Source organism: Streptomyces sp. sk2.1 (assembly GCF_008120935.1).
In the GTDB taxonomy this organism is placed as follows: domain Bacteria; phylum Actinomycetota; class Actinomycetes; order Streptomycetales; family Streptomycetaceae; genus Streptomyces.
In genome coordinates this window covers 103,464-114,245 of the sequence record NZ_RDBO01000005.1, presented here as the reverse complement: position 1 = coordinate 114,245, position 10,782 = coordinate 103,464, and the positions used below count along the sequence as shown (strand labels likewise).

Below are 10,782 nucleotides of genomic sequence, written 5' to 3'. Positions count from 1 at the left end.
CGCGAGCGGCAGACTGACCCGCGTGAAACGACTGCTGGTGGATGTGGAGAGCGTCACTGCTCGGTTGGTACGTCGATTCGGTCCCCAGGTTGCCGACTGGTGCGCCGAAGCGCCCGATCTCATCGCACGGCTGACGTCCCAGTGGGGACTTTCGCTCGGCGAATCCCTACCGGACGGTGCTTCGTCGGTCACGTTGCGGTGCCGTTGGCCCGACGGCACACCCGCGGTGCTGAAGATCAGTCCGGAGCGGGCCCTGCTGGCCGAACAGGTCGGAATGCTGGAGTGGTTCACCGCCTCGGGCCGGGTGCCCTGTGTGCTGGCCTTCGACAAGGAGGCGGGCGCAATGGTGCTGGAGGAGATCGTGCCCGGAACGCCGGCGGAGGACGTGCCCGCAGCCCCACTTCCGGAACAGTGGTCGGATCTGCTCGCCGCCCTCCACGGGGTCACTCCGCCTCCGCTGCCGACACGTGTGCTGCGTGAACGGTGCGAGGAGGCATTCACCCGGGTCGGCAGGCGGCTGTCCGAGCCCACGATCAGTGCACGGATGGACATCACCGTGTGGGACAGGGCCATCCGACGGTGCAAGCGACTGCTGGACACGGAAGCGACAACCGTGCTGCTCCACGGCGACCTGCACCTGGGCAACGTGCTCGACGGCGGCCCGGAGCGCGGTCTCATGGCCATCGACCCGAAAGCCTGTATCGGCGATCCGTGCTTCGACGCCGTGGACTACGTCGTGGCCGGCGCCGGACTGGAGGGCGTCGAGACCCGCTGCGCGCGCGTGTCGGAGGCGTGCGGGCTCGACGGCGACCGGCTCCATGCCTGGAGCCAGGTGATCGCACCGTTCGCGGCCATCGCCCACCTCGGTAGCGGCGGTGAGGAGCCGGTGATCGATGAACTGCTCACGTTGGCCCGGTGAGCACAGCCGGTACTCCCGATCGCCCGGTACCCCGCTCTCCGCAGGGACGGAACGCCCTTCGCTCCGTTCTCCGCCGGTCGACCGACGACGGACCGGAGCCGGGCCCCCTTTTCGCGCGGATGTGGGAACCGTTCACACAGGCCCGTGACCAGTCGAGTTCGTCGGCCGCTCCGGCCACGGCGGCAGCAACGACCCGATCAGCACCCACAACTCGTCGTCCACGATCCACGGCCGAGCACCCACACCCTCACGAACGGCCGAATCATCACACCGGTCGCGGTCGACCAGGACGCTTCAGCAAGATCGTGTCACGAGCTCTCGACGCGTCCGGACCCAGGTCTTTTCGGATCAGGACGTCTTCGAAGGTCATGCGTACTTCCCGGTGAAGTAGAGACCTGCAAGGTTGGCCTTGATCGAATCCTTGTAGCTCTTGGAAAAATTGCCCCCTGTCTTCTCGCCGTAGCGGGCAGCGTTTTCTTCGCTGTCCAGTGCTGCCGTGATCTCCTGCAGCAGCCTCTTCTCGTTGTCATTCGCCAGTTCACTCACATGCCGCTGCATGAGATCCCACATGTTGTTGGGGGTGGGGATCCAGCCGGCCTCCTTCATCTTTTCTTTCGTGTTCGAGGAGAGCGAACTGTCGCCCCTCCCCGAATAGAAGAATCGGGGCTTCGCCTGATTGTCCTCCGCATGGGTCAGTACGTTTTCATTGCAGATGATGTTGTGGTACTCGACCAACGCCTTGCTGTTTCTCGTCTGGTTGATGTCGATACCTCCCTCCTGCTGCTTCTGGTGCCCGAGTTCATGCATGATCGTCTGATTCTTCGTGTAGTCACCCGTCACCTCGTGGTTGACCAGCAGGATCCGATGCTGCTCAAGGTAGGCTCCACCGCCTGCGGCGGAAACGATCTGTCCGGCATCGGTGCCGGGCATCCCGGTCACCTCATTCACGTTCAAGGACTCGGCCTCGGGAGTGAGGTTCACGCGGCAGTCCGCCGGATACTGGGAGAAGGGAGTGTCCGCGGACATGAGCGCGGGTACCTCGACCACCATGGGGGAGCTCGTCAGCCCCAGCCTCTCCCTCCACCTGTCGATGTCCCCCTTGTCCAGAGCGCGCTGGACCGCCCCGTCCCAAGTAGCCGCCGACCGCTGCTCAGGGGCCGGTTCCGAGGCCGTTCCGGTGTGAGGAGCGGACACGGACATGGCGCGTCTGGCCGTCGCCTCCGCCTCCCGCTCGAACCGGTCGGAAGGGTCGCTGACGCGTAGCCCGTCACCCCGGGCAGTCCCGGCCACCGGGCCCTGACGCTGCTGGATGACGTGGGTGAGTTCGTGGGCGAGGGTGTGTTTGTCGGCGCCGTTGCCGCCGATGACGATGTGGTTGCCGCTCGTGTAGGCGCGGGCACCGACTCCGGCGGCAGAGGCCTTCGCCGCACTGTCGGTGTGGATGCGGACGTCGGAGAAGTCGGCGCCGAGGCGGACTTCCATGTCGGTGCGGGTGGTGTCGTCGAGGGGGCGGCCAGGGGTGCGCAGGACGTCATGAACGGCGGACCGCTGCACGGCGGACGTGTTCTGGCCGCTTCGTCGCCGGCCACGTTCGGCGGTGTGCTGGTGCTCCTCGGGCTGAGCCCACGGATGGCCGGCCCGGCGGAGCATCTGGACGACTGCGGCGTTGCCGGCGCCGGCCTGGAGCGCCATCAGTCCCACGGGCGTCATCACGGTCTGTCCTGACGCGGCCGTCTGGCTGGGCTGCCGGCGTATCTGCTTTGCGGGCTGTGGACCGTGGTATGGCAACGGGGTGCCTTTCGGTGTCAGCGATACAGCTGTGGATCGGACCCACAGAACACGCATGCCGGCCCGTCGGGGAAGGGCTCCGAGGACAGATGCGGGGCCGTGTCCGCTGCCCGCGAGGCCATGTTCGGCAAGCCACCCGGGCCCGGCACACGGTCCTCCGCAGCGGGCGTCCGCCCCGGGGGGACGCCCGGGGCGGAGTTCCGGGCCGTACGGATGCCGCCTCCCGTTGCCGTACACGAAGCGGGTGGCGGTCAGCTGTCGAGAGAACGCCCAACAGTCAAGCGACGCCGGATCAGTTACGGGTCGACCCATGAAGCAGATGCTCTGACTGATCGTTTCGGAACGATGTGCGGAGTCGTCTCAAGCAGATCGTGCCACAGGCGAGTCGGAGCAGTCCTGGAAGGAGGCCGGCTCGTACCTCGTAGCGGGCCCGGAGCCGCTTGAACTGCTGGAGCCGCGCGAAGTTCCGTTCGACTGATGCCTCGACGGGCGCCCGGGACGACCACCACGACGATCACGATGCGAAGGGCCGACCGGGCCTCAGGCATCGCGCCGACGCAGGACCAGGTAGCCGCCGATCAGCGCGGCTGCCGTCCAGGCCAGGAGGACGCAGAGGGCCGCTCCGGGGCCGTAGCCGGGACCGAAGCGGCTGTCGCCGGAGGGCGCGGCGATGTGCATCAGCACCAGGCCCGCCTGATCGGGCAGATACCGCAGGACCGGCTTCAAAGCGGGTACGTTGCCGAGCCCCTGGGACCCGAGGAACAACACCGGGAGCAGGACCCCCATCGAGATCGCCGCACTGCGCACCATGGTCGTGATTCCCATGGAGATCACGCAGATCGACGTCAGATGGACCACGGCCCCGACGAGCGCCGCCGGGATTCCGTCCGCGCCGAGCGTGGTGCCGTACGGGCCGAGCGCCGCCTGCGCCGTGAGGAACGTGACGACGACGATCACCGCCGACGCGGCGAGGGCCGTCAGGGCACCGGCCAGCACCTTGCCGCCGTAGAACAGACCGCGCCCCGGCACCGCGGCCAGAGAGGTCCGGATCGAGCCGGAGGAGTACTCGGAGCCGACGAGCAGGGCGCCGAGGACGACGAGCGCGAGCTGCCCGAGAGTCACGCTGTACAGGGCGGCGGCCAGCGGGTCGAAATTGACGACGCCATCGATGTCGGCACGCCAGGAGAGCGAGACGAGAGTGCCGATGCCGGTGCTGAGCGCGAAGGCCAGCAACAGGGTGAGACCGGTCGAGCGCACGGTCCACACCTTGATCCATTCGGCGGCGAGCACCGCCCGGGGCGAGTTGCCGGTCACAGGTTCACCCCTCCCGGCCGGTCCATCGCCTCTGACCTGCTCGCCTCCGGCCGCGCCGTTCCTCCTGGCCGGTCCGCCCGGTACTCGACCGCGTCGGCGGTCAGCCGCATGAACGCCTCCTCCAGGGACGCGGTGCTCCGGGTCACCTCGTGCACCGGAACCGCGTGTGCCGCGACGAGCTCGCCGATCCGTTCCGGGTCGGTCGCCGCGCCCAGACTGCCGTCGGCACGGTCGGTGACCTCGATGCCCGCGCCGTTCAGCACGGCGCGCAGCCGCCGCGGTTCCGGCGTGCGCACCCGTACGCCCGCGTCCGCGTACCTGTCGACGAACTCGACCATGCTGGTGTCCGCGAGGAGCCGGCCGCGACCGATGACGACGAGGCGGTCCACGGTGAGCGCCGTCTCGCTCATCAGGTGGCTGGACATCAGGACGGTGCGTCCCCGGCCCGCCAGGTCCCGCACGAGGTTCCTGATCCACAGGACGCCTTCCGGGTCGAGCCCGTTGACCGGCTCGTCGAGCACCAGAACGGCGGGATCGCCGAGCAACGCCGCCGCGATGCCCAGCCGTTGGCCCATGCCCAGCGAGAACGTCCCCGCCCGCCGGTTCGCCACGCCCGACAGCCCGGTCAGTTCGATCACCTCATGGACCCGGCGCACCGGGATCCGGTTGCTCCGGGCCAGGCACCGCAGATGGTTCAGCGCGGTCCGGCCGGGGTGCACGGCCCCGGCGTCGAGCAGCGCACCCACCGTGCGCAGCGGGTCGCGCAGCCGTCGGTACGGTGCGCCGTCGATGCGCACCTCGCCGGCCGTCGGCCGGTCCAGGCCCAGCATCATGCGCAACGTGGTTGTTTTTCCCGCGCCGTTGGGTCCCAGGAAACCGGTCACCAGACCGGGCCGTATCCGGAAGGTGAGCCCCTCCACGGCGGTGGTTCTCCCGTAGCGCTTGGTCAGTTCGGTCACTTCGATCATGTCGGTGATGGTCCGCGAACCGGGGCGTCCGCCGCGTCCGGCCCGGGGCCGACCGGCTCCGCTCCACCCGCGGGTGGAGAAGGGCCGCGTTCCGGGGAACGCGTCCGACCACAGGTGGAGGGCCGGAACCGACCACCGGGCTGAGGCGGTGAACCGTGCCCCCTGGATAGGGTCGAGCGGTGCGAGCAGGTACTGAGGTGGAACCGGACAATCACCCGATCCTGGCCCGGCGGCTGAGCCGACGCCAGCACATCGCCCTGGACTGCGTGTTCGTTTTCCTCTACGTGGCGGCGCTGCTGCTGACCGGATCGGCTCCCGGCGCATCGTCGGCCGCGCCGCCCGGGTCGGACCCGGTGCCGTGGGAGCGGATCGTGCTCGTGGCCGCGGCCACCGTGCCCGTCGCCGTACGGAGGATCCGACCGTTGCCCGTGTTCGTGGTCGTGATGGGAGCGACCGCCGTGGCCGTCGCGCGCGGGGTCACGTGGGACCCGTTCCTGTCGGTGGCGTTCGCCCTCTACACCGTCGCCCTCACCCTGCCGTCGCGCCGCTGGTGGCAACGGTGGCTGCCCGTCCTGGCGACGGCGGTCCTCGTCGCGGCCGGTGCCGTCGGAGCGGTGCGCGCCGGTGACGCGTACTGGTGGCAGGCCGGTCCGGGGCTGCCACTGCTCGGTTGCGCCGTCCTGCTCGGTACCTGGGAGCTGGGGCGGGCCGTGCGGCAGAGACGCGCGTTCGCCGTCCGGGCGGCGGAGCAACTCGCTCGGCGAGCCGTCACGGAGGAACGCCTGCGGGTCGCCCGCGAACTGCACGACGTCGTCACGCACAGCATGGGCCTGATCGCGGTCAAGGCCGGTGTCGCCAACCACGTGCTGCACGTCAGACCGCAGGAGGCGCACGACGCGCTGCGGATCATCGAGCGCACGAGCCGTACCGCGCTGAACGACATGCGACGGATGCTCGGGGTGCTGCGCACCCCCGAGGGCGAGGCCGGGACCGCGTCCCTCGACCCGATACCCGGAATCGACGCGCTCCCCGAACTCGTCGAGCGGGCCGGTGCACGACTGACGATGCGCGGCGGCGGGAGCCTGCCCGACGGAGTCGCGCCGACCGTCTACCGCATAGTGCAGGAATCGCTCACCAACGTCGCCAAGCACGCCGGCCCAGGAGCCCGTTGCGAGGTGACGGTCGACACGGATGGTCACGAGGCCCGCGTCGAGATCACCGACGACGGGGGTGACCGGGCACCCCGAATACCCCGGGCGTCCCGGACGTCCCCGGCCACGGCACCCGGCGGCCACGGCATCGTCGGCATGCGCGAACGCGTCGCCCTGTACGGCGGCACCCTCACCGCCGGACCGCGCCCGGCGGGCGGCTTCGCGGTGCACGCGACCCTGCCGTACGAGGAGAGCCCATGACCCGCCCCATCGAACCGGCGGGCGGCCCGTTCCGGCCCGCCGAGCTGCCCGACGACGCCGAGCTGCCCCATGGCGCCGAGTCGTCCGGCGGCCCGGTCCGGGTCCTTATCGCCGACGACCAGACACTGCTGCGCGGCAGCCTGCGGGTGCTCGTCGACGCCGAACCCGGCCTGGTGGCCACCTCGGAGGCGGCGAACGGGATGGAGGCGGTGCTATGTGCCCGGCAGGACCTGCCGGACGTGGTCCTGATGGACGTACGGATGCCAGGCATGGACGGCATCGAGGCGACCCGGCAGATCTGCGGTTCTCCCGGAACCGCGGACGTCAAGGTGCTGATGCTGACGATGTTCGACCTGGACGAGTACGTCTACGCCGCGCTGCGGGCCGGTGCCAGCGGCTTCCTGCTCAAGGACACGCCGCCCGGCGAACTGATCGCGGCGATACGGGTCGTCGCCGCCGGTGACGCACTGCTGGCACCGGCGGTGACGCGGCGCCTGATCGCGGAGTTCGCCCGTCGCCCGCAACCCTCGCGACCACTGCCGAACACCCTGGACGGTGTGACCGGACGCGAGCGCGAAGTCCTCGTCCTCGTCGCCCGAGGCCTGTCCAACACCGAGATCGCCGAACGGCTGTACCTCGGCCTCGCCACCGTGAAGACCCACATCGGCCGGCTGCTCACCAAACTGGACTGCCGCGACCGCGCCCAATTGGTGATCGTCGCGTACGAGAGCGGCCTGGTCACGGCGGCACGGCCACCGACCGGTTTCTGAACGGGCGGCCCGACCGCCGACGAGTGCGGCCCACAGCAGCAGCCCGCACAGCAACAGGTAAGGAATTTCCCGTAATTCCCGGCGGGCGCACGACGACAGCTACTTCCTCAAGCTCTCGGCTGCGCTCGAACAGGGGAGACCCCCACTCCTCGCTGCGTTGCCGGAGCACTCGAATGCATCCAGTATGCGGACGTTCCTCCGCCTTGCGATGCACCGCATCCGACATCGCGCTGATCCACCGAGGATTACGGGACAGCCCTTGCTGATCGTTTCGGAATGAAGTTCGTTGCGGGTCTTGGAAGTTGGGTGTCGTGTCGGCCGGATCAGCAGGCAGAGACATCGGTCGGGGCCTGCAGGTCGTACCGCACGATGCTCGCGTTCTCCTTGAACGAAATCCCCACGTTCCCGAAGGCGTCGCTCCCCTCGTACTGCGACCAGCTGATGGTCTTGATGTCGCCGGGCCCCACCTGCTTGCCGAGCGACACGACCGTCAGACGCCCGGTGCACGAGGAGGCAGAACCGCTGTCGAGCGAAGGTGGGTTCGCCTCGACCAGCGCCGAGCCGTCGACGGTGAACCGCTGCCGGTCGACGGTCTCCACCGTGTAGCCCCGCTTCGGCTTCGCCCCGTCCATGACGGTGCTGAAGGAGACATCGAAATAGCCCACGTGGACGGTCACGGGTTTACAGAGCTTCGGCGGCCCGCCGAACTCGATGGGCAGGAAGCCGGTCACGCTGCGCCCACGCAGATTGCTGTCCAGCCAGTCCTTGTCACCCCGGACACAGGAAGGCGTGGGGGACGGTGGCGCCGCGGGGGTGGCCGTGGTGGAGGGCGGCGGACTCGACGACGTGGCCGAGGAGGCGCCCGGGGCGGCGGTGTTGCCGCTGTCATCGCTTCCGCAGCCGGAGAGACCGAGTGTCCCCGCCAGGACGGCGAGCAGGGTGATGACCCGTAACGGTGATGGTTTTGCCTGGTCTGTCACCGGGCCATGTTGACCGAACGGCACAGGCGAGTCAACGGGCCCTCGCCGGACGATCACGGGAACGGCCGGTGGCTTCGTTCACGTTCAGCAGCAGCGTTTGTTCACTGATTGCGGCAGCAGTTGGTGAACAGCAGGCTCGTAGATGTTCACGAGAAATGGTTCTGGCTCACTTTCCGTGGAACGCGCACGCTGAGTGACGGTTGTCGGGCGATCGGATCCTGGGGAAGTTGCCCGGAACCGACCCGTACCAGGTGCGGTATGTCTGACAGTTCGACTCGTGGAAGAAACGGTGCTCCGGCTGGGGGAGTTGCTGTTCCCGTCGATCGCCGAGGTGGCGGTGCTGTCGGTTGACGGGTTCTGGCTCACTTCCCGTGGAGCGGTCGAGCTGAGTAATCGGTTGGGGCTGGGAGCCTGGATGACTAGGCTCGCGGCATGAGTGGACCGGCGTTGGTGATTGAGTTGGCGGAGCCTGTCCCACCCGGATCGATCCAGAAGCTCCGGGATCTCCTTGTCCGATCCTCATCTCACTTTGAAGAGAAGCGGGTCGGCGAGTATGACCTGAACATTCACGCGGAGAGCCTCGGCATAGCAGACACAGGCGGCATCGACGGACGTCGGCCTGTCATGGTCTCTCTCATGGGACCCGGTATAGGCGACGAGGCCGTCTTCGAGGCTGAGTACGCCGACGAAGTCGACCAGGAACCCCTCATCGGCTTCATCCCGACCCACGCTGTCGACGTCATAGCGTTCTGCAACAGGCCCGTCGACCACGCCTGAGTTCCAGGGCAGGGCAGACCGGCGATCACGGCGTCACGGTCACGGTCGATGCCTGTGGTGAGGGTACGGAGGCCAGGGAGGTCGTCGCGCCGGACGGCATCGAGCCACTGCGGCAGCCATTCGCCCTGGCGCTCGCTGAGCATCTGACTGAAGGAGCGGACGTGGCCGGTGAGGGAGTCCAGTTCAGGGCAGTGGATCGGAACGGCCTTGAGCCGAAGGCGCTCCGTCTCGGTGAGAGCCTCCGTCCGGCGGAGGATCAATCCGGCGACGACCCGGGGGTGACGGTGGTCGAGCCGTCACGGGGCCTGACGAGAGCCTCTTCTGCCGGAAATAGGCGCGAACCCGCTGGTAGCTGCCCTGATAGCCGAGGGGAACGTTCTCCTCCCACGCCCTCCAGACGTTCGTGCGGTCTTGGTTCCAGCGGTCATCCAGGTAGGGCTTGAAAGCGTCGAGTTTGGATGGCCGGCCCTGCCACTGCCCCTGGAACAGGTCCTCCGGGGTGACTGCGTCGGCGAGGAGCTTGACGGCACGGGAGGTCATCCGGAGTCGGCGGCCGATCGCCCTCCGGCTGAGCCCGGCGGCCAGCAGCTCGTGGACGATGGCATGGTTGGCACGGGTGCGGTCAGCGAAGCGGTGTCCCCTCGGCCAGGGTGAGCCGGAAGGATCTTCGAGCTTCACCGGCTCGGGGACAGGCTGGGCTGGATCTGGGGCCAGGACCTGCAGGCATCCCCGGTGGTCCGCGACGCACCGCTCTGCGGCCTCGCTCAGGTTGTGCCAAAGGATGCCACCTGTCCGCGATCTGTACAGCCTGCGGCGCCCCGGCTGCGGCTCCTTCGGCGAAGAACGGTGCCCGATCGCGGCAAACCACCTCCACCCCGGGCCGTTTCGCGAGCCAAGCCGTCGGGCTGGACGCCTCTCATTCGGGCACCAGGACCACCGGACATCGGCTTTCGACATCGACCAGAACAGTCCCGTAGTGACGCCCTTTGCGAGTCGCGTACTCATCGACGCCAACCACCCGCAGGGCCGGGACTTCAGGGTCGGGCAACGCTTCGACCAGCCGCAGCACCGTGCTGCGGCTCACGGACACACCGAACACGCTCGCCATGCAAGCACCGGCACGACCAGCGAGCGCGAGGCCAACCGCGGCCAGCGCCGACCGCAGCGGTCGATAGCCGCTGTGGTGAGACGTCGATAGAGCCACCTGGCTGACCGACGACGCGCTGGATTCCCTGTGCGTGTCCGTCCGATGGCGGACGGACACCGGTTGGTGGCCCGGCAGGGAATCCTGCGACTGGCTGTCCGTGCTCGCCCTGCTGCTGCCCATTCAGTTGATGCGCTGGCGACGGGCGGACGGAAGGGCCCGTCGGCCCGTCCGGTTCGACCGCCTGTCCGTCCTGTGCATGGGCGCGGCAACGGGCTGGCTCGGCGCTTCGGTGTTTTCCGCCACCGCCCTGCATGCCCCGGCACGTCCGGTGGTGAGCGCGGGCTGCGCGCTGGTCTGAGCTCTCGGCTTCGTGCCGGCGGACCGGCGATGGATGTCGCGCGCCGTCTGAGAACCTGTCGGACGACCTGTGATCAGTCGTGGACGAGGCTCCACGTTCGGCTCTTGCGGACCGTGTCCGCACCCTGGCGCCGCAGAACCGTCACCGGTTTCTCGAAGACGCAAGGGATCGGCCCGGAGAACGGAACTGTCCAGTACTGCTCCGACGCCGTGATCACACCAGCCACACCGTTGAGCGAGCCGGTGCCGGGCGGGCCCGGGGCACGGGCGAACGCCGTCAAGAAGTCGGGGATACGGGTGGCTGAGGCGGTGGGCCCGGTGGCGGAGGGACCGACGGCGGGGGTGGGAAC

At 68.7% G+C, this 10,782-nt stretch carries 11 protein-coding genes and 1 pseudogene; 6 read left to right on the top strand and 6 right to left on the bottom strand.

Annotated elements, in window-relative coordinates; all coding sequences use genetic code 11:
* The first annotated feature begins 43 nt into the window (after positions 1-43).
* Positions 44-919, top strand: a complete 876-nt coding sequence (locus EAO76_RS00770) for an aminoglycoside phosphotransferase family protein (RefSeq protein WP_148832276.1) — start codon at positions 44-46, stop codon at positions 917-919.
* 366 nt (positions 920-1,285) lie between these two features.
* Here EAO76_RS00770 and EAO76_RS00765 read toward each other — a convergent pair whose 3' ends face one another.
* From EAO76_RS00765 to EAO76_RS00750, 3 genes are all read right to left on the bottom strand, one after another.
* On the bottom strand, positions 1,286-2,629 hold the full coding sequence (locus EAO76_RS00765) for a DUF4157 domain-containing protein (protein WP_148832274.1): 1,344 nt from the start codon (positions 2,627-2,629) through the stop codon (positions 1,286-1,288).
* A 618-nt stretch (positions 2,630-3,247) separates the two neighbouring features.
* Positions 3,248-4,021: an ABC transporter permease subunit gene (locus EAO76_RS00755; RefSeq protein ID WP_148832235.1), complete on the bottom strand. Its 774-nt coding sequence runs from the start codon at positions 4,019-4,021 to the stop codon at positions 3,248-3,250.
* The gene (locus EAO76_RS00750) at positions 4,018-4,989 is read right to left on the bottom strand and encodes an ABC transporter ATP-binding protein (RefSeq protein ID WP_148832233.1); all 972 of its coding nucleotides are present in this window, start codon (positions 4,987-4,989) and stop codon (positions 4,018-4,020) included. Before EAO76_RS00750 ends, EAO76_RS00755 begins: the two co-directional genes overlap by 4 nt.
* Before the next feature lie 179 nt (positions 4,990-5,168).
* Here EAO76_RS00750 and EAO76_RS00745 point away from each other — a divergent pair, with 179 nt between their 5' ends.
* Both EAO76_RS00745 and EAO76_RS00740 read left to right on the top strand, forming a co-directional pair.
* Positions 5,169-6,401: a histidine kinase gene (locus tag EAO76_RS00745; protein ID WP_262375198.1), complete on the top strand. Its 1,233-nt coding sequence runs from the start codon at positions 5,169-5,171 to the stop codon at positions 6,399-6,401.
* Entirely contained in the window at positions 6,398-7,171 is a 774-nt protein-coding gene (locus tag EAO76_RS00740; RefSeq protein WP_148832230.1) for a response regulator transcription factor, read from the top strand. Before EAO76_RS00745 ends, EAO76_RS00740 begins: the two co-directional genes overlap by 4 nt.
* A 323-nt stretch (positions 7,172-7,494) precedes the next feature.
* Here the strand turns inward: EAO76_RS00740 and EAO76_RS44220 are convergent, their stop codons facing one another.
* Positions 7,495-8,151 (bottom strand): hypothetical protein, encoded by a 657-nt coding sequence (locus EAO76_RS44220; RefSeq protein ID WP_187438406.1) that lies wholly within the window; start codon positions 8,149-8,151, stop codon positions 7,495-7,497.
* 277 nt (positions 8,152-8,428) lie between these two features.
* On the opposite strand from EAO76_RS44220, the gene EAO76_RS44215 reads away from it, so the two are divergent.
* Entirely contained in the window at positions 8,429-8,587 is a 159-nt protein-coding gene (locus EAO76_RS44215) for a hypothetical protein (protein ID WP_187438405.1), read from the top strand.
* Positions 8,584-8,928, top strand: a complete 345-nt coding sequence (locus EAO76_RS00725) for a DUF6368 family protein (RefSeq protein ID WP_148832225.1) — start codon at positions 8,584-8,586, stop codon at positions 8,926-8,928. Before EAO76_RS44215 ends, EAO76_RS00725 begins: the two co-directional genes overlap by 4 nt.
* Before the next feature lie 916 nt (positions 8,929-9,844).
* On the opposite strand, the gene EAO76_RS00720 is transcribed toward EAO76_RS00725, so the two are convergent.
* The gene (locus EAO76_RS00720) at positions 9,845-10,012 is read right to left on the bottom strand and encodes a transposase (protein ID WP_148832224.1); all 168 of its coding nucleotides are present in this window, start codon (positions 10,010-10,012) and stop codon (positions 9,845-9,847) included.
* A 154-nt stretch (positions 10,013-10,166) separates the two neighbouring features.
* Here EAO76_RS00720 and EAO76_RS00715 point away from each other — a divergent pair, with 154 nt between their 5' ends.
* Positions 10,167-10,433 (top strand): hypothetical protein, encoded by a 267-nt coding sequence (locus tag EAO76_RS00715; protein WP_148832221.1) that lies wholly within the window; start codon positions 10,167-10,169, stop codon positions 10,431-10,433.
* An 85-nt stretch (positions 10,434-10,518) separates the two neighbouring features.
* On the opposite strand, the pseudogene EAO76_RS45710 reads toward EAO76_RS00715, so the two are convergent.
* Positions 10,519-10,659 (bottom strand): annotated as a pseudogene (locus EAO76_RS45710) (IS5/IS1182 family transposase); the annotation flags it as partial.
* Positions 10,660-10,782: the final 123 nt, after the last annotated feature.